Genomic DNA, 17,942 nt, shown 5'->3' with positions numbered 1-17,942 from the left:
TGTAGCACGCCTCTCTTCTCCGTTAGAGCGGTGTCGGAAACCGCGCCGCCTTCTCCTCCAGCGGCAATCTCAGGCCGTTCGCCAGGTACGACACCGTGCGATAAAAGCCGCACAGGAGCATGATCTCCAGAATCTGCGCCTCGTCGTAATGAGCCGAGAGCGCGGCGAACTCCTCGTCGTCAAGCGTCGCGCGGCGATGCAGCGCGTCCACGGCCGCAACCAGCGCCTGCTCGGACGGTGACCAGCACGGCGACATCGCATCTCCCAGCACCGTCGCGCGCACCTCCTCCTCATTGAGCTTTGCCGGTCCGGCGAAGATCGCGACGTGCACGCCCCACTCGTATTCGCATCGGTTCAGCGCACAGGTGCGGTCGATGACGATCTCGCGCTGGCGCAAGGAGAGCGGGCCGGGATCGAGCAGGCCACCGGCACGGAACTTGTCCCAGGCGCGGCCGTGGCCGGCCATCACGCGGAACAGCATCAGCGGCGGTGCGCCGTGCATGATGCGCTCGAACTGCGCCTGGATCTCCAGGGGATAAGGCGGCGCGAGCGGGGCGATACGCGGCGCGAATGGGGACATGGGTCGGCTCCTTTGCTACACTTATAGTAGCATGACGCTACATTATTTGTAGCATGACGCAAGAGGCGGCGATGGCGAAAGAGGCTGACTCCAAGACACGCAGCGTGCGCGGCTCGCGCACCGGGCGGCCGATCATGGCATTGCTCGATCTGCTCGGCCGGCGCTGGAGTCTACGGATATTGTGGGAGCTACGGGACGAGCCCCTCACCTCTCGAGCACTCCGCGCAGCCTGTGACGAGGCTTCGCCGACGGTGCTGCAGGCGCGGCTGACGGAGCTGCGCGAGGCGGGTTTCGTCGAGCTTGGCGACGGTGGTGGCTACGGATTGACCCCGCTCGGACAGGAATTGTGCGAGACGTTCGTACCGCTGCACCGGTTTGCGGAGAGGTGGAGGAAGTAGGACCGCGCTTGCCGGCGCCTGGAGGATACGAGCGCTACGTCACGGCGACGGTGAGGTTGGCACCATCGACCTGCACGACCCTGACGCGCGTCCCCGCCGGCGTATCCGGGCCGGCCACGCGCCACACGGTGTCGTCGATACGCACCGTGCCGGAACCGTCGATGATCGGCTTCTCCAGCGTGAACTCGCGACCGAGCAAGGCTTCGGTGCGCTTGTTGAGGAACGGGCTGGCATTCGCGTCCGGCTTCGGCCGGGCGAGGCGGCGCCACACCGGCACCGCGGCAGCGGCGAATACCGCGAACATCACGAGCTGGATCTGCCAGGACACGGCAAGCGCGAACGAGATCAGACCGACGAGCAGCGCAGCCAAGCCAAGCCAGAACAGGAAAATGCCCGGGGCCAATACCTCCAGCGCCATCAGGATGAAGCCGAGTATCAGCCAATTCCAGTTGCCCAGCGATACGAACATGTCGGTCATGACGCGACCTCTCTCACTAGCCCTGCCGCGGCGGCACCGCCGGCGGCGTGCTGCCGGTCGGCGGCACCGATCCGGGGCGGCGCGCGGCAGCAGCTGCGGCAGCCTCGCCGAACGTCGCCTTGGCGATCTCGCCGATGCCGGCGAGCGAGCCGAGCATGCTGGTGGCTTCCATCGGCAACATGATGATCTTCTGGTTCGGCGCCTCCGCGAACTGGCCGAACGCCTTGATATACTTGTCGGCGATGAAATAGTTCAAGGCGGCGACGTCGCCCTTGGCGATGGCCTCGCTGACCATCTGCGTCGCTTTGGCCTCCGCTTCCGCCGACCGCTCGCGCGCCTCCGCGTCGCGGAAGGCGGCCTCGCGGCGGCCTTCGGCCTGGAGGATCTGCCCCTGCTTGGCGCCTTCGGCGCGCAGGATCTCCGACTGGCGCTGGCCTTCGGCGGCCAAAATGTCGGCGCGCTTGACGCGCTCGGCCTTCATCTGCCGGCCCATGGCCTCGACGAGATCGGCGGGCGGCACGATGTCCTTGATCTCGATGCGGTTGACCTTGACGCCCCAGGGCGAGACCGCGGCATCGACGACGCGCAACAGGCGTTCGTTGATCTCATCGCGGTGCGAGAGCACCTGATCGAGGTCCATCGAACCCATCACCGAACGGATGTTGGTCATGGTGAGGACCGTGATCGCCTGGGTGAGGTTGGCGACCTCGTAGCTCGCTTTCGCGGCATCGAACACCTGGTAGAAGGCGACTCCGTCCACCGTCACGGTGGCGTTGTCCTTGGTGATGACCTCCTGCTCGGGAATGTCGATCACCTGCTCCATCATGTTGACCTTGCGTCCGACGCGATCGAAATAGGGCACGATCAGATTGAGCCCGGGGCTCAGCGTCTGGGTGTATTTACCGAACCGCTCGATGGTCCAGTCGTAGCCCTGCGGCACCGTCTTCACGCCGGCGACGAGGGTGACGATGACGAGCAAGACCAGAACAATTGCGAAGATGTCGAAACCGCTCATACGTCCTCCAAGGCAGGAAAAGAAGCCGGGAAAAGCCCTTCCCGCGCTGTCATTGGTCGGGAGCGCGACCCTACCGGTTCAGCAGCCGCAAGTAACGCCGGTATCGGTGCGATTCTGCAAGAGCCGCGAACAGCGGATGCGGCGCAGGCTACCGGCAGATAACACCGTGCAGCTCGGTATCAGCAGCTTCATTCGATGACGTCGTTCGCGAGCGCGACGAGGGCGGGGGCAAGCGTAACGCCGAACGCCCTCGCCGTCTTGAGGTTGATCACCAGCTCAAGCTTGGTGGGGTTCTGGACCGGAAGATCGGCCGCCTGCGCTCCCCTGAGGATGCGATCGACATAGGAGGCGGCCTGCCGCAGCTGTTCGGCAGTGTCGGTGCTGTAGGACATCAGCCCTCCCTCATCGACAAAGGTGCGGCTCCAGAAGACTGCGGGCACCCGCGCCTGTGCGATCGTCGCGAGCAGCTGCACGCGGTTGGCCAATGTGAAGAAGTCCGGCAGGACCAGGATGGCACCGTCCTTCCGCGAAGCCAGCGCTCCGATCGAGGCGGCGTCATGGACGGGCGCGGGCTCGACCATCACGTGAAGAGTCCGTGCGGCGCCCTCGATCGTGCGCAGCATCAAGGGCGCGAACGGCGCGGTGGCGGGATTGTAGACGACGAACACGCGGCGGACGGATGGCGTGACCTGCGTCAGCATCTCCAGCCATTTGCCGGCTAGCGGGCCGTCATAATCGGTGAAACCGGTGATGTTGCCACCGGGATGCGCGAGGTTTTCGACAAAACCCTGGCTGACGGGATCGGTGACGACGGCGAACACGATCGGGATCGTGGTGGTGCGCCGGCGCAGCTCTTCCACCGAGGGCGTGCCGACCGCGAGCAGGATGTCAGGCTTGAGCGCGATCAACTCGTCCGCAAGCTGCGCGATGCGCGCGCGATCGGCACCGCCGCTGCGCCACTCGATCCTGAGGTTGTCGCGCTCCTTCCAACCGTAGCCGGCAAGCGCCTCGGCCAGGATCGTGCTGCGTGCCTGTCCGATCGCGTCCTCGGCGGCGGTGACCGAGAGCACACCGAGCCGCCGCACCACGTTCCGCTGCTGGGCCGGCGCCGAGGCGGGGAGCGCCGCGATCATCCCGAGAAACGCCAGACACGAGCGGCGGTTCATGGGTGAACCATCAGATCCAGCCCTGAAGCTCGCGCAGCACCAGGGTCCGGATCACGTCCATGCCCGGATCGCTGTCGTTGAGACAGGGGATGGCGGAAAACTGCTCGCCGCCATTGTGCTTGAATATCTCGGCGTTTTCCTGCGCGATCTCCTCCAGCGTCTCCAGGCAGTCGGCGGAAAAGCCCGGCGTCACCACCGCGATGCGGCGCACGCCTTCCTTGGCGAGCCGCTCCATCGTCTTGTCGGTGTAGGGCTGGAGCCACTCGTCGTTGCCGAAACGGGACTGGAAGGTCAGCAGCAGCTTCGTTTCGTCCATGCCGAGCCGGCGGCGCAATGCTTCCGTCGTTGCGATGCAGTGCTGCCGATAGGGATCGCCCTTGTCGACATAGGCTTTCGGCATGCCATGGAACGACGCGACGATCAGCTCCGGCTTGAACGAGAGCGTCGCTAGATGCGCCTCGATCGAGGTCGCGAGGGCCTCGATATAGGCGGAATCCTCATAATAGGGCGGCGTCACCCGCAGCGTCGGCTGATTGCGAAGCTGCGCGAGCACGCGGAACACCTCGTCGCAGACGGTCGCCGAGGTCGAAGCGGAATATTGCGGATAGAGCGGGACAGCCAGAATGCGTTCGCAGCCCTTTGCGATCAGCGCGTCGATGCCGGCCTTGATCGAGGGATTGCCGTAACGCATCGCCCAATCCACCACGACATGGTCGCGGTCCGCCAAGGCGGCGGCGAGCTTAACGGCTTGAGACCGCGTGATGGTCTTCAGCGGCGACTCGTTCTGCTCGTTGTTCCAGATCTTCTGGTAATCCAGCGCCTTGGTACGGGGACGGCTGCGCAGGATGATTCCATTCAGCACCACCTTCCAGATCAGGCCCTGATCCTCGATGACGCGGGCGTCACTGAGGAACTCCTTGAGGTAGACCCGCACGCCTGGCGCATCGGCCGTGTCAGGCGTTCCGAGATTGACCAGGAGTACGCCGACGCGCGGCAGGGCGGATCGGGTGACCGGCTTCGCAGTCTCGGGGGGGGCGACGCTGTTCATGGCTGGTTGGGTCGCGCGTTGGTCCGAACTTGTCAAGATGAGCCGGGGTTCGCTAGGGTCGCACCCCGGCGGGGGGAGGAACGATGACGCTCGCAGAATGGTGCGTATTCGGAGCGCTGCTGCTTTATCTCGTAACGATCGCCTCGATCAAATGGATCAGGTTCGGCCGCTTCGATAATTCCCGGCCGCGCGACCCAGCCTTCTATGAGGATGCCATCGCGCAGCGCGCGCTCGGCGCTCACCAGAACGGCATCGAGGCTTTCCCGTTCTTCGCCTTCGCGGTGCTGCTCGCCGAGTTCAGAGATGCGCCGCAGCGGCTGATCGACGAGCTCGCGGCGCTGTTCCTGATCGTGCGGATCGCGTATGTGCTGACCTATCTCGGCAATCGCCCGACGCTGCGCTCGATCCTCTGGAGCGTCGGCTTCGCGATCAATCTCGGCATCTTCTTCCTGCCGGCTTTGAAGCGGTTCCTGCCGGTGTGAGGCGCCGGCCTCACGCCGTCAGATGACGCTCCCGCGTCGCGATCAGCGACCGCATCGATGCCGGGATCGTGACCGGACGATGGGTCTTCTGGTCAGTGTAGACCCAGACGATCTCGCCGGTCACCAGCGCGTCCGCGCCGCCCTTCAGGAAGATGGCGAGCTCGAACACGAGGCTGGAATTGCCGATCCGCGCTACGCGCACGCCGACATCGAGCTCCCAGTCGAAGCGGACCGGCGCCTTGTATTCGATGACGGACTTGACGACGTGGAAATCGATGCCGCTCGCCTGCGCGTCCGCATACTGGTCAAAGCCGAGCGCGCGAAAGTACCCGGTGATGGCGGTGTCGAAATAGGTCAGGTAATGGGCGTTGAAAACGACGCCCTGGCCGTCGATCTCGGAATAACGCACCCGAAACGGATGAAAGAACCAGAAATCCTCGCGCGACATGGAGACCCCCCGATAGGAACCTTCTTGTCTCAATAGCGGCCGGAGGGAGGTTCGCAAAGCGGCTATCACGCCGCGACGGGGTAGCTCTTAGCCCGTGGAGGAAGGGTCAGAACGAGCCTAGAAGCACGTGGTCCGTTCGGCGGCGATGTAGCCGAACAAGAGACCGACGCCGAACAGCAGCACGAAGCCTGCGGCGGCGAACTCGATGCCTCGCATGAACAGCGCGCCGCCGCCGTCGCGCCCCGCGCTGAGGCGGGCGGCGATGTCCTTGGCGGAAACGGCGACGACAGCGATCGCCGCGACCGTGATCGCGGTACCCAAACCCATCAGGAAGGTCGCGGCGATGCCGGCCCAGAACAGGCCCTGCGCCAGCGCGAATACCAGGACCAGGATCGCACCCGAACAAGGGCGGATACCGACGGTCAGGATCGCAGCGAAGCCGCGCCGCCAGCCGCCCGGACCGGCGAGCTCGCTGGGGGTGGGGCCGTGGGAGTGGCCGCAATGCTCGTCGTGGACGTGATCGTTCCCATGATGATGAGCGTGGTGATGATGGGCGTGTGCATGGCCCTGATCGTGGCGATGATGATCATGGCCGTCATGGTCATGCGCATCATGATGATGGTGATGACCGTGATCATGATCGTGCGGCACGCCCGCAATCGCCGGCACCGGTTGGGCGACCTGGAGCGCGCGGATGAAGGCGCCGCCCTTGACCCACACCAGTCTCAGACCGAATGCCGCAATCAGGGCGTAGCTCGCGATCTCGATCACCGCCTCCGCCTTGCACATGGTCTTGGCCGTGGCATTCAGCACCCAGGCCGAGATGCCGACGACCAGGATCGCGACCAGCGACTGCATCAGCGCCGAGGCGAACGACAACGCGATGCCACGCCGCGCGGTCTCGCGGTTGGCGACGAGATAGGAGGCGATGACCGCCTTGCCGTGGCCAGGACCGGCGGCATGGAAGATTCCATAGGCGAACGAGATGAAGAGCAGCGTCCACACCGCCGAGCCGTCGGACTTCGCGGCCCGGATGGTCGCCGACATCTGGCGATAGAATTCCGACTGTTTCGCCAGCAGCCAGCCGATCAGGCCGCCGGCCTCCGAATCGGCCGCCTGCGCCGGCCGCGGCGCGCCGAACGGCGTCTGCGCGAGCAGATGATGGAGCGCGGCATCGGCCACGCCAACGACGAGCAGAACGGCGGCGCAGGCGAGCAGCCCGCGCGCGAGCGGGGAGAGTTGCGGCTTCAAGGGCAATCCACCGTGATCTTGTTGGCGAACATCATGCCGAAATTCGAGTTCTCGCCGTTGAGAAAGGTCTGCTCGTTCAGCTGCTGCGCGCTGGCGGTGCCGTCGTTCGGCCGATCCAGCTTCATCTGGCAGCCAGAGGGCGCGCCCACCAGCTTGACCGGATTGTCCTTGGCCATCTTGAAGTCGATGAAGAAGGAGCGGTCGAACACTTCGAGCACCAGCTGCTTGGGCTTGACCGGGGCCTTCAGCGGCAGCGTGAAGTGCAGGGTCAGCACCGTATCCTTGTAGTCGAGGAAATAGTCGACTGGCTCCTGGAATCGTTCCTTCTTGCCGTCGGCTCGCGCGAAGGTGAAGTAGGCGTATTCCTTGAGCGACTCGACGTTGGTTTGCGCCAGCGGGCCGAGCTCCTCCCGCGTATAGGTCCCCTTGGTCTTGCTCTCGAGCCCCTGCACCGCATAGGCCGAGAACATGTCGTCGAAGGTCCAGGCGTGACGCACGCCGGTGATCGAGCCATCCGCCGCGTAGAGCAGCTCGCTGGTCGCGGTGATCCAGACATGCGGATGCGCATTCGCGGCACCCGCTGCCAGCGTCATCGCGGCAGCAAGCAGGCATCCGAACAGGGCGCGCATATTCATCAGGCCGCCTTTGCGTCGTCGAGCAGGCCGCGACGGCGGAGCAGCGCATCGGGCTCGGGTGGTCGGCCGCGGAAGGCCTCGTAGGCGGCTTCCGGATCGACCGATCCGCCGCTCGAATAGATGTCATCGTGCAGGCGTCTTGCGACCTTGGGATCGAAGATGTCCCCCGCCTCCTCGAAAGCGCCGAAGGCGTCCGCGTCCATCACTTCCGACCACATGTAGCTGTAATAGCCGGCGGCATAATGGTCTCCGGTGAAGATGTGGCCGAATTGCGTGGGACGATGACGCAGCGCGATCTCCTCGGGCATGCCGATCTTCTCCAGCTCGCGTCTCTCGAAGGCGCGCACATCCTGCGCGGCGGCAGCCGGCTGGGTGTGGAATTCGAGATCGATCAGCGCCGAGGAGACGAATTCGACCGTGGCAAAGCCCTGGTTGAATTTGCGCGCGGCAAGGAAGCGTTGCAGCAGCTCGTCCGGCAACGGCTCGCCGGTCTGGTAGTGGCGGGCGAACTTCTGCAGCACCTCGGGCCGCTCCTGCCAGTGCTCGTAGAGCTGGGACGGCAGCTCGACGAAATCCGTAAACACGGAGGTGCCCGACAGCGAGGGATAGGTCACGTTGGAGAGCATGCCGTGCAGGCCGTGACCGAACTCGTGGAACAGGGTGCGGGCATCGTCAGGCGACAGCAGCGAAGGCTCGCCGCCGGCTCCCTTGGCAAAATTGCAGATGTTGAGAACGAGCGGCGCGACGTCGCCGTCGAGCTTCTGCTGGTCGCGCAACGAGGTCATCCAGGCGCCGGAACGCTTCGACGGCCGGGCGAAGTAGTCGCCGTAGAACAGTGCCTTGTGCTTGCCGTCCGGCCCCTTCATCTCCCAGACACGGACGTCCGGGTGCCAGACAGGAACGTCCTTGCGCTCCTCGAACGTGACGCCGAACAGGCGGGTGGCGCAGTCGAAGGCGGCGGCGATCATGTTGTCGAGCGCAAGATACGGTTTGATCGCGGCGTCGTCGAAATTGGCGCGTTGAAGGCGCAGCTTCTCGGCATAGAAGCGCCAGTCCCACGGCGCGAGCTTGAAATTGCCGCCCTCTTCCGTGATCAGGGCCTGCATCTCGTCGCGATCGGCGAGCGCCCGGGCGCGGGCCGGCTTCCAGACCCGCTCCAACAGGCCCCGCACCGCCTCCGGCGTCTTGGCCATGGAATCCTCGAGCCGGTAGGCGGCGAAAGTCGGGTAGCCTAGGAGCTTTGCGCTCTCCTCGCGCAGCTTCAGGATCTCGACAATGGTTTCATTGTTGTCGTTGGCGTTGCCGTTGTCGCCCCGCGCGATGAAGGCCTTGTAGACCTTCTCGCGCAGGTCGCGCCGGGCCGAGCTCTTCAGGAACTGCTCGACCGAGGAGCGCGAGAGCGTGACGATCGCCTTGCCTGCCAGGCCGCGCTCTTCTGCCGCAGCCTTGGCGGCCGCGACGAAATTCTCCGGCAGGCCCTGCCGATCGCCCTCGCCGAGCTCCATGATCCAGTCCTGCTCGTCGCCGAGCAGATGGTGGCTGAAGCTGGTGCCGAGCTGCGCGAGCCTCTCGTTGATCTCGGCCATCCGGGTCTTGGCCTCTTCGGAAAGGCCGGCGCCGGCGCGATGGAAGCGGGTGTAGGTGCGTTCCAAGAGGCGCAGCTGCTCGGGGGTGAGTCCAAGGTTGGCACGGTTTTCGTGCAGCTGGGCGATGCGGCCGAACAGCACGGCGTTCATCATGATCGGATTCCAGTGTCGCGCCATCCGCAAGGAGACCTCCTTGTCGATCTCCAGGATGGCCGGGTTGGAATGCGCAGAGACCAGATCGTAGAAGACCGCCGCGACCTTGCTCAGGAGCTTGCCCGAGCGCTCCAGCGCCGTGATGGTGTTGGCGAAGTCGGGCGCGGCCGGATCGTTGGTGATCGCCGCGATCTCGGCGGCGTGGTCGGCGAAGGCCTGCTCAAAAGCGGGCAGGAAGTGCTCCGGCTTGATCTCGTCGAAGGGCGGGGCCGCGAACGGCGTCACCCAGGCCTTCAGCAGCGGATTGGTCTCGGCATCCGTAATTTGGCGGGATTCTGACATCACAAGTCCGATTTTCATGGGCGATTGTTGCGGCCAGCTATAGCACGCGATGGGGCTTTTTTGGGCCGTTTGCCCTTGCTCCGAGCCGCCTTTTCGGGGAGATTGCGGCCCTCGAAGCCACGGACCTCAGCTCATGAACGCGCCTGCCTCCTCTTCCCGCCAGATCGCCTGGCCGAGCGTCATCACCGTCATCAGCGCCGCCATCCTGATCGGCGCGGAGGTGTTCGGCGCGGCCTTCGCCGGAGGTTGGGCGCTGGCGATCCTGTTCGGACTCGGCGATCAGGGCGCGCACATCCTCCAGGCCGTGCTGTTCGCACTGGGCGTGCTGGTGATGACGGCGTTCGTCCGCGCCGCTCAGCGCATCGAGCCCTTCACCAAGCGCCGCTGACGCTTCCACGCGCGCGCGAGATATACGCGCTGCGTTGAAAACTTAACGCTCGTTCATCTTCTGCGTCGCTCGCGCAACAGCGCGCAAGCAGATGTTAGGCAATTCTGCTCGCAGCCTAAAAAAAATCTTGCGAAGCAGAGTCAAAACACTTATGTGCGGACTTGCCCAATTTCGCACGTGCCTGTGGTCGTGTGTCAGTCGGTAGGTATCCGGACAAGAGGCCGGACAGCCGCCAAGGGGTGAAGAAGCCGAGGGGCTCTTCGGAAGCGCGGAAGTCGAAAGACCGAGGCAAACCCGGAGCGCCCAGCATCTCTCTCAAAGGGATGCCATGTCGAAGGTGACTTCGCTCTTTGCAACCGTGACTGGCAGCCGGAGGCGAACCGGCGCACCCCGCTCTCAACGGGGGACGCGACTTAAAGCAACGACGGATCGGGCTTTTTTGGTCTCTACCGGCAGTCCAACGCCGGCGCGGGCTACTGAAAAGGCTTGTCCTTCATTGCCAGGTGTGCGGGCGGGAACACTCCCAACCAATCCACGGCAGCACAGTCTGATTTGAGTCTTGTGGCTTCGTCGCGCCTCCATCGCGCGATCGGCCAGAGCGCTCTTATCCGACGTCATGTTTTGAACGGGCCCGTCGCTGGGCCGTTTGGGAGAGTGCCATGACCGAACGTATCCAGGAATTCCTGCGCAACCGCCGCAAGGATGGCCTCGACACCGAGCCGTGCCTCGTCGTCGATCTCGAGGTCGTGCGCGACAACTACCAAAGCTTCGCCAAGGCGCTGCCCGACAGCCGCGTGTTCTATGCCGTCAAGGCGAACCCGGCGCCGGAAGTGCTGTCGCTGCTCGCCTCCATGGGCTCCTGCTTCGACACCGCGACGGTCGCCGAGATCGAGATGGCGCTGGCCGCGGGTGCGACGCCCGACCGCATCTCCTTCGGCAACACGATCAAGAAGGAGCGCGACATCGCGCGCGCCTTCACGCTCGGCATCCGGCTGTTCGCGGTCGATTGCGCCGCCGAGGTCGAGAAGGTCGCCCGCGCCGCGCCCGGCGCGAAGGTGTTCTGCCGCATCCTCTATGACTGCGCCGGCGCCGAGTGGCCGCTGTCGCGGAAGTTCGGCTGCGACCCGGAGATGGCAGTCGAGGTGCTCGACCTCGCCAAACGCCTGGGTCTGGAGCCGTGCGGCATCTCCTTCCATGTCGGCTCGCAGCAGCGCAAGGTGAAGGCGTGGGACCGTGCGCTGGCGATGGCTTCGCAGGTGTTCCGCGACTGCGCCGAGCGCGGCATCAACCTGTCCATGGTCAACATGGGCGGCGGCTTCCCGACCAAGTACCTGAAGGACGTGCCGCCGGTGGTGACCTACGGCCGCTCGATCTTCCGCGCGCTGCGCAAGCACTTCGGCAACCAGATTCCGGAGACCATCATCGAGCCGGGCCGCGGCATGGTGGGCAACGCCGGCGTCATCGAATCCGAGGTCGTGCTCATCTCGAAGAAGAGCGACGAGGACGAGGTGCGCTGGGTCTACCTGGACATCGGCAAGTTCGGCGGTCTCGCCGAGACGATGGACGAGTCGATCCGCTACGCCATCCGCACCCGTCACGACGGTGCGGACATGACGCCGTGCGTGCTCGCAGGTCCGACCTGCGACAGCGCCGACGTGCTGTACGAGAAGAACCCGTATCCGCTCCCGGTCACGCTGGAGATCGGCGACAAGGTTCTGATCGAAGGCACCGGGGCGTATACGTCGACCTACTCGTCGGTGGCGTTCAACGGCATCCCGCCGCTGAAGACCTATCACATCTGATCTGCCACATCAGATCCGCCTCTCGGTCTGAGGCCTGACGAACCCGGAGCCGGCTTGCCGGCTCCTCCCTCACATTTCGATTTCTGACGACGCCTTGAACCGGCGTGCTTTGCGCACGTCGGTTCAAGTGGGGACTGACGCGCCATGACTGCTCCTCGGAAGCCACAGATCGCCCTCACCTCGAAGGCCGCTCCGTTCGTGATCCGTGCGGAACGTGCTGCCGACGTCGCGATGCGTGAAGCGTTGCTCGATGCCTGCTTTGGCGAGAACCGCCATGGCCGCACCTGCCAGCGCCTGCGCGACGGACGTGCACCCGCTGCAGGCCTTGCCCTGTCGGCGGTGCGCGAGGGCAAGCTCGTGGGAACCGTGCGGCTGTGGCACGTCAGCGCCGGAGGCAGGCCTGCCCTGGTCCTCGGACCGCTGGCGGTGGACCCTGCCTGCCGCGAGCTCGGGATCGGCGCCGCGCTGATGCATCAGGCGCTGGCTGCCGCCCGAGCGCGCGGGCACGCCGCCGTGATCCTGCTTGGCGATGCCCCCTATTACGCCCGGTTCGGCTTCTCGACGGAGAAAACCGGTGCGCTGTCGCTGCCCGGCCCGTTCGAGCGAGACCGCCTGCTGGCAATCGAGTTCGCCGAGGGCGCACTCGATGGCTGCGTCGGGATGATCGTCCCGACCGGCGCTGCCCTGCCCAAACGGAGGGCGGTTCGCGCACCTGAGGCGCGCGCGGCTTAAGGGATCCCTTGCATCGCGAAGCCCCAGGCCGCGTTGAGCGGCAACGCCCGACCGCGCCTGCGCCAAGCCAGTTCCTTTGGGGTTGCGCAGGCGCCTGAAACGCCCTTTAACCCCGCGAAACATCCCCCTGGTCGAGGTCCGAGAGCATGTCCCGTCGCCTGATTTCCACCGGCTCCCCGTTCGAGAAGACCGCCGGCTACAGCCGCGCCGTGATCGACGGCGAGTTCGCCTTCGTCGCGGGAACCACGGGCTATGACTACACGACGATGACGATGCCGGCCGACGTCACGAGCCAGTCACGCAACTGCTTCAAGACCATCGAAGCTGCCCTGAAGGAGGGCGGCTTCGAAATGGCCGACATTGTCCGTGCGACCTACTATGTCACCGACACCAGCTACATCGATGTCCACTTCGCCGTCTGCGGCGAGGTACTCGGCGACATCAGGCCGGCAGCGACGTTGCTTGTCGTCAGCGCCCTCGCCAAGCCCGAGATGAAGGTCGAGATCGAAGTCACCGCCAAACGCCGCAGCATCTGAGAAGCGCCGCCGCGCCTGATCCGTCCCCCACCCTTTGTCTGCCAGCACGTTTCGGAGAACCATCCCATGAGCCCCGCCTCGCAGGTCTACGCGAAGATCACCGGTCCCATCGTCATGGTCGGCTTCGGCTCCATCGGCAAAGGCACCTTGCCGCTGATCGAGCGGCATCTCGACTACGACAAGTCGCGCATCACCGTGCTCGATCCGAAGGACGAGGGCCGGAAGGCGCTTTGCGAGAAGCACAATGTCCGATTCATCCAGAAGGGCCTGACCAAGGACAATTATCGCGAGGTGCTGACCCCGCTGCTCACGGAGGGCGGCGGCCAGGGCTTTTGCGTCAATCTCTCGGTCGATACCGGGTCGACCGACATCATGGAGCTCTGCAACGAGCTCGGCGCCCTCTATATCGACACCGTCAACGAGCCCTGGCTCGGCTTCTATTTCGATGCCTCGAAGGGGCCGGAAGCGCGCTCCAATTACGCCCTGCGCGAAGTGACGCTGGCTGCCAAGCGGGCGCGCCCCGCCGGCTCGACGACGGCCGTTTCCTGCTGCGGCGCCAATCCCGGCATGGTCTCGTTCTTCGTGAAGCAGGCGCTGCTCAACGTTGCCGCGGATTTGAAGCTCAACGCCCCCAAGCCGAAGACCAAGGCTGAGTGGGCGGATTTGATGCGGCAGGCCGGCATCAAGGGCATCCACATCGCCGAACGCGACACCCAGCGCTCGAAGAAGCCGAAGGAGCCCGATGTCTTCGTCAACACCTGGTCGGTAGAAGGCTTCCTCTCCGAAGGCGTGCAGCCGTCCGAGCTAGGCTGGGGCACTCATGAGAAATGGATGCCCGACAATGCGCGAACCCATGAGGCCGGCTGCGGCGCCGCCATCTATCTGATGCAGCCCGGCGCCAACACGCGCGTGCGCACGTGGTGTCCGACCCGTGGCGCGCAGTACGGCTTCCTCGTCACCCATAACGAATCGATCTCGATCTCCGACTACTTCACCGTGCGCGACGCCTCAGGCACGGCGATCTACCGGCCAACCTGCCACTACGCCTATCATCCGGCCGACGATGCCGTGCTGTCGCTGCACGAGATGTTCGGCCGCGCCGGGAAGATGCAGGAGAAGCACCACATCCTCGACGAGAACGAGATCGTCGACGGCATAGACGAGCTCGGCGTGCTGCTGTTTGGCCATGACAAGAACGCCTATTGGTATGGCTCGCAGCTTTCCATCGAGGAGACGCGCAGGCTCGCGCCCTACCAGAACGCGACCGGCCTGCAGGTGACCTCGGCCGTGCTCGGCGGCATGGTGTGGGCGCTGGAGAACCCGAACGAAGGCATCGTCGAAGCCGACGAGATGGATTTCGATCGTCTGCTCGAAATTCAGATGCCCTATCTCGGCCCGGTGAAGGGCTTCTACACCGATTGGACGCCGTTGACGGACCGCCCAGGTCTGTTTCCGGAAGACATCGACACCAGCGATCCCTGGCAGTTCAAGAACATTCTGGTGCGGTGAACGCCTGTCTGTCTCCGCTTGTCATTCCGGGGCGCGCCGCTTGGCGCGAGCCCGGAATCCATCGGGAGACAAAATGCGCGGAAATGGATTCCGAGCTCGCACTTCGCGCACCCCGAATGACCGTAGAAGCCTACTTCTTCTCGAGCGGCGGCGCGATCTTCTCCGCGGGAGCCGGCGGCAATGCCGGCTTGGTCGCCGCGCCCTGCGTCTGCGGATCCGGACGTGCGGGCTCGGGCGCCGGCGTGGTCGGCCGATCGCCGCCCGGCTTGGCTTCCGCGGGCTTGTTCTGATCCTCGGAAGGCGTGCCCTGAAGCGGCGGCGTTGCCTGCGCCAGCTCCATCCGGTTTTCGGCGCGGATTTGCGCGAGCGACATCACGGCGACCACGATGCCCGCTGCGAGCAGCGAACCAGCAATTGTCAGGTCGAGCTTCAGTCTGCGCTTGTCGCCTTGAATGGCCATGTCGATCACCGCCTTTGTCCGCAGGACAACGAAACCGCGACCTGCCGGTTCCGGCATTGAAGAACCGGGAACCCAGCCCTCTGCGCGCCAAAACGCCGCGCTCAGTCGGTGGTACTGACCTCCCAGGTGGCGTGTCGTACGCCCGGCAAATGCTGGAGGTCAGTCGCCACCGCGTTCAGCTCGTTGGGGTCGACTGCGGTCGCGACCAGTTTTGCGGCGATCTCCAGAACGTCATCGCCGATTTCGGCCACATCGATATCGGCCACCGAATATTTCGCGGTCTCGAGCTTCTCGACGAGCCGGTCGCGCATATCCGGAAGAGCATCGGCCGCAACGGCAAGCTTGAAATAGTAGGTTGCCTCCAGCGCCTTCTCGTTCAGGGGAATACGGTTGATTGCATTGACCAGCGGACGCAGCATGGTGTTGCCGGCGATCACGAACACGGTCAGCGCGGACGCCTGCGCGATCATGTCGGCGCCGGCGCAGGAGCCAACCGCGGCGGACGCCCACAGCGTTGCCGCGGTGTTGAGACCGCGCACGTCCATGCCCTGCTTCATGATGACGCCGGCCCCGAGGAAGCCTATGCCAGACACCACGTAGGCGATCACGCGCACCGCGCCGTCGGCGCCCGCCAAATTCATCGCGAGATCGACGAAGGCGGCGGCGCCGACCGCGACCAGCACGTTGGTGCGCAGGCCCGCCGTGCGCTGACGGTATTGCCGCTCGGCGCCGATCAGCGTGCCCAGCACGAAGGCCGTGGTCAGGCTGGCCAGCGTATCCGCGAAGTCGGCAAGCTGGAATGTCGTCAGAAATCGCATGGCCCCCTATAAGGCGGGAACCATGACAAATTAAAGCTCCAGCAGGCCGCCATCCCCATTTTCGTCCGCAAAGGCCAGCAGCGTGCCCTTGGCGTTCCAGCCGAGCGCGGCGACGGGCGGCGTGCCGTTACGGCGGACGAGGATTTCCGCGCCGTCCTCCAGCCGCAGCATCAGCACGGTGCCGTCGCTGTAGCCGGCGGCCAGAATATCGTTCTTGGGATGGCAGGCGACCACCGACACGCGTGCTTGCAGCGGCGCGAGCATCGCGGGCTCCTTGCCCATGGGGCCGTCCTTGCTGCCGAACGGCCATACGATCACGGTGTCGGCGCCTGACGTCGCGAGCCCCTTGCCGCCAGCGCTCCACGACATCGAGCGGACGCGACCGGGGTAGCCTGTCATGCGCATGTGCCTGTTGTCGGCGAGCCGCCAGCCATGCAGCGCCGGCTCGTGCATCGCGGTGACGAGAAACTTGTTGTCCGGACTGAACGTGACCGCGTGATGCGAACCGGCCCAGGGCAGGAATTCGGCCGATCCCGCCATGTTCGGAAACCACAGCGTCACGCCGTTGTAGTGCGCGATTGCGAGCCGCAGGCCCTTCGGGGCGAATGCGAGACCGCCGACGGTGGATGGCACTTCGATCGACTTCTCCTCGGCCTTGCCGCTCTTGACCGTGGCCGTCTTGCCGGCCGACCAGGCGAAGGTGCCGTCGGCGTGCAGCGCCACCGCGTCGATCCAGCGCCGCTTCGGATCGGTGGCGAGCAGCGTCGCCTCGCCCTTGGCGTCGAGCGAGACGACCTTGCCGTCATCGCCGCCCATCACGAGGCGCTTGCCGTCTGAGGCGGTCGAAAGAATGCCGCCGCTGTGCACGGCAACCGTAGTGGTCTCGCCCTTGCTATCGACGAACGCGACATTCTCCTCGCCACCGACGAAGGCGGCACGGCCGCCGAGGAAATGCACCGAGGTCACGGCCATGCCGAGCCCAATAGGCTTGACGCGATCGGTGACGGAGACGATCGAGGCTGAATCCGGGGCCGGCGCGAACTCTTTCATCACGAGACGATGCAGCTCTCGAAACCCTTGCGGATCGCCTCTTCCGGCAATTCGCGGCCAATGAAGACGAGGCGGCTCTCGCGTGGCTCGCCCTCCTTCCACTTCCGCTGATGGTTACCCTCCAGCATCATGTGGACGCCCTGGAAAACGTAGCGGTCGTCGTCGTCCTGGAAGGCGAGGATGCCCTTCGAGCGCAGGATCTTGCCGCCCTCGACCTGCACCAGGTTCTGCAGCCAGGGCATGAACACGTTCGGATCGAGCGGCTTGTCGGTCTTGAGCGAGAGCGATTGCATCTCCTCGTCGTGATAGTGCTTCAGGCCATGGCCGTGATCATGGTGATGGTCATGGGCGTGGCCGTGATGGTGGTCATGGTCGTGGTCGTCAGCTTCCAAGAAGTCCGGCTCGATGTCGAGGATGCGGTCGAGGTCGAACGCGCCGCGATCGAGCACATCGGACAGCGCCACCGAGCAGCGCTCGGTGCGGTGCAGCTTCGCGTAGGGATTGATGCCGCGGATGCGAGCCTCGACCTCGGCGAGCTCGCCCTTTGTGACGAGGTCGGTCTTGTTCAGGACGATGACATCGGCGAAGGCGATCTGGTTCTTGGCCTCGGGCGCATCCTTGAGCCGGTCGGACAGCCACTTGGCGTCGGCAACCGTGACGACCGCATCCAACCGCGCATTCTTCTGCACGTCCTCGTCGACGAAGAAGGTCTGCGCGACCGGCGCCGGATCGGCAAGGCCGGTGGTCTCGACGATGATGGCGTCGAACTTGCCCTTGCGCTTCATCAAGCCATCCATGATGCGCACGAGGTCGCCGCGCACGGTGCAGCAGATGCAGCCATTGTTCATCTCGAACACTTCCTCATCGGCACCGATGATGAGATCGTTGTCGATGCCGATCTCACCGAATTCGTTGACGATGACGGCGTATTTCTTGCCGTGGTTTTCGGACAGGATGCGGTTCAGGAGCGTGGTCTTGCCGGCACCGAGATAGCCGGTCAGCACGGTCACGGGAATCTTCTGGGAGGTCGCTTCAGACATAACAACTCCGGACTTCGGCTTGTCG

The 17,942-nt window shown here is 64.8% G+C and carries 20 protein-coding genes; 7 read left to right on the top strand and 13 right to left on the bottom strand.

From position 1 onward, the window contains the following. Positions 1-22: 22 nt before the first annotated feature. Positions 23-580: a carboxymuconolactone decarboxylase family protein gene (locus ASG57_RS21085; protein ID WP_024337364.1), complete on the bottom strand. Its 558-nt coding sequence runs from the start codon at positions 578-580 to the stop codon at positions 23-25. Positions 581-651: 71 nt separating this feature from the next. Here ASG57_RS21085 and ASG57_RS21080 point away from each other — a divergent pair, with 71 nt between their 5' ends. Beyond that, positions 652-978, top strand: a complete 327-nt coding sequence (locus ASG57_RS21080) for a winged helix-turn-helix transcriptional regulator (RefSeq protein WP_024337363.1) — start codon at positions 652-654, stop codon at positions 976-978. Between the two features lie 34 nt (positions 979-1,012). Here ASG57_RS21080 and ASG57_RS21075 read toward each other — a convergent pair whose 3' ends face one another. From ASG57_RS21075 to hemH, 4 genes are all read right to left on the bottom strand, one after another. After that, positions 1,013-1,456: an NfeD family protein gene (locus tag ASG57_RS21075; protein ID WP_024337362.1), complete on the bottom strand. Its 444-nt coding sequence runs from the start codon at positions 1,454-1,456 to the stop codon at positions 1,013-1,015. 16 nt (positions 1,457-1,472) lie between these two features. Beyond that, the gene (locus tag ASG57_RS21070) at positions 1,473-2,471 is read right to left on the bottom strand and encodes an SPFH domain-containing protein (protein WP_024337361.1); all 999 of its coding nucleotides are present in this window, start codon (positions 2,469-2,471) and stop codon (positions 1,473-1,475) included. Positions 2,472-2,659: 188 nt separating this feature from the next. Beyond that, positions 2,660-3,637 (bottom strand): ABC transporter substrate-binding protein, encoded by a 978-nt coding sequence (locus ASG57_RS21065; RefSeq protein ID WP_024337360.1) that lies wholly within the window; start codon positions 3,635-3,637, stop codon positions 2,660-2,662. A gap of 10 nt (positions 3,638-3,647) precedes the next feature. Then, a complete protein-coding gene (gene hemH, locus ASG57_RS21060) occupies positions 3,648-4,685 on the bottom strand; it encodes a ferrochelatase (RefSeq protein WP_024337359.1) in 1,038 nt (345 codons plus the stop codon). A gap of 83 nt (positions 4,686-4,768) precedes the next feature. On the opposite strand from hemH, the gene ASG57_RS21055 reads away from it, so the two are divergent. Continuing rightward, a complete protein-coding gene (locus ASG57_RS21055) occupies positions 4,769-5,167 on the top strand; it encodes an MAPEG family protein (protein WP_024337358.1) in 399 nt (132 codons plus the stop codon). Between the two features lie 10 nt (positions 5,168-5,177). On the opposite strand, the gene ASG57_RS21050 is transcribed toward ASG57_RS21055, so the two are convergent. From ASG57_RS21050 to ASG57_RS21035, 4 genes are all read right to left on the bottom strand, one after another. Beyond that, the gene (locus ASG57_RS21050; protein WP_024337357.1) at positions 5,178-5,615 is read right to left on the bottom strand and encodes an acyl-CoA thioesterase; all 438 of its coding nucleotides are present in this window, start codon (positions 5,613-5,615) and stop codon (positions 5,178-5,180) included. Between the two features lie 117 nt (positions 5,616-5,732). Next, positions 5,733-6,866 carry a nickel/cobalt transporter gene (locus ASG57_RS21045; RefSeq protein WP_200948574.1) on the bottom strand — a complete coding sequence of 378 codons (1,134 nt, stop codon included), beginning with the start codon at positions 6,864-6,866 and terminating at the stop codon, positions 5,733-5,735. Next, complete coding sequence (locus ASG57_RS21040; RefSeq protein ID WP_024337355.1) at positions 6,863-7,501, bottom strand: DUF1007 family protein; 639 nt, start codon at positions 7,499-7,501, stop codon at positions 6,863-6,865. Before ASG57_RS21040 ends, ASG57_RS21045 begins: the two co-directional genes overlap by 4 nt. Further along, a complete protein-coding gene (locus tag ASG57_RS21035; protein ID WP_057197481.1) occupies positions 7,501-9,582 on the bottom strand; it encodes a M3 family metallopeptidase in 2,082 nt (693 codons plus the stop codon). Before ASG57_RS21035 ends, ASG57_RS21040 begins: the two co-directional genes overlap by 1 nt. Before the next feature lie 133 nt (positions 9,583-9,715). Here ASG57_RS21035 and ASG57_RS21030 point away from each other — a divergent pair, with 133 nt between their 5' ends. From ASG57_RS21030 to ASG57_RS21010, 5 genes are all read left to right on the top strand, one after another. After that, positions 9,716-9,970 carry a hypothetical protein gene (locus tag ASG57_RS21030; protein ID WP_024337353.1) on the top strand — a complete coding sequence of 85 codons (255 nt, stop codon included), beginning with the start codon at positions 9,716-9,718 and terminating at the stop codon, positions 9,968-9,970. 659 nt (positions 9,971-10,629) lie between these two features. Continuing rightward, the gene (locus tag ASG57_RS21025) at positions 10,630-11,772 is read left to right on the top strand and encodes a type III PLP-dependent enzyme (protein ID WP_057197304.1); all 1,143 of its coding nucleotides are present in this window, start codon (positions 10,630-10,632) and stop codon (positions 11,770-11,772) included. 144 nt (positions 11,773-11,916) lie between these two features. Further along, positions 11,917-12,504, top strand: a complete 588-nt coding sequence (locus ASG57_RS21020; protein WP_024337351.1) for a GNAT family N-acetyltransferase — start codon at positions 11,917-11,919, stop codon at positions 12,502-12,504. Positions 12,505-12,650: 146 nt separating this feature from the next. Beyond that, positions 12,651-13,040, top strand: coding sequence for a RidA family protein (locus tag ASG57_RS21015; protein ID WP_057197302.1), 390 nt, complete (start codon positions 12,651-12,653; stop codon positions 13,038-13,040). 66 nt (positions 13,041-13,106) lie between these two features. Then, the gene (locus ASG57_RS21010; RefSeq protein ID WP_024337349.1) at positions 13,107-14,549 is read left to right on the top strand and encodes a homospermidine synthase; all 1,443 of its coding nucleotides are present in this window, start codon (positions 13,107-13,109) and stop codon (positions 14,547-14,549) included. Positions 14,550-14,679: 130 nt separating this feature from the next. On the opposite strand, the gene ASG57_RS38400 is transcribed toward ASG57_RS21010, so the two are convergent. The 4 genes from ASG57_RS38400 to ASG57_RS20990 all read right to left on the bottom strand — a co-directional run bounded on the left by ASG57_RS38400 (position 14,680) and on the right by ASG57_RS20990 (position 17,917). Then, complete coding sequence (locus tag ASG57_RS38400) at positions 14,680-15,009, bottom strand: hypothetical protein (RefSeq protein WP_024337348.1); 330 nt, start codon at positions 15,007-15,009, stop codon at positions 14,680-14,682. A gap of 101 nt (positions 15,010-15,110) precedes the next feature. Then, positions 15,111-15,827, bottom strand: a complete 717-nt coding sequence (locus tag ASG57_RS21000; RefSeq protein WP_024337347.1) for an MgtC/SapB family protein — start codon at positions 15,825-15,827, stop codon at positions 15,111-15,113. A 30-nt stretch (positions 15,828-15,857) separates the two neighbouring features. Next, complete coding sequence (locus tag ASG57_RS20995) at positions 15,858-16,877, bottom strand: WD40 repeat domain-containing protein (RefSeq protein ID WP_057197300.1); 1,020 nt, start codon at positions 16,875-16,877, stop codon at positions 15,858-15,860. Continuing rightward, positions 16,877-17,917 carry a CobW family GTP-binding protein gene (locus tag ASG57_RS20990; RefSeq protein ID WP_057197298.1) on the bottom strand — a complete coding sequence of 347 codons (1,041 nt, stop codon included), beginning with the start codon at positions 17,915-17,917 and terminating at the stop codon, positions 16,877-16,879. The genes ASG57_RS20995 and ASG57_RS20990 overlap by 1 nt, the downstream gene beginning before the upstream one ends. Between the last annotated feature and the right edge of the window lie 25 nt (positions 17,918-17,942).

It is taken from the genome of Bradyrhizobium sp. Leaf396, assembly GCF_001424605.1.
Lineage (GTDB): Bacteria > Pseudomonadota > Alphaproteobacteria > Rhizobiales > Xanthobacteraceae > Bradyrhizobium > Bradyrhizobium japonicum_C.
Note: the sequence above shows the minus strand (reverse complement) of the source record. Positions and strands in the feature narration are given on the sequence as shown.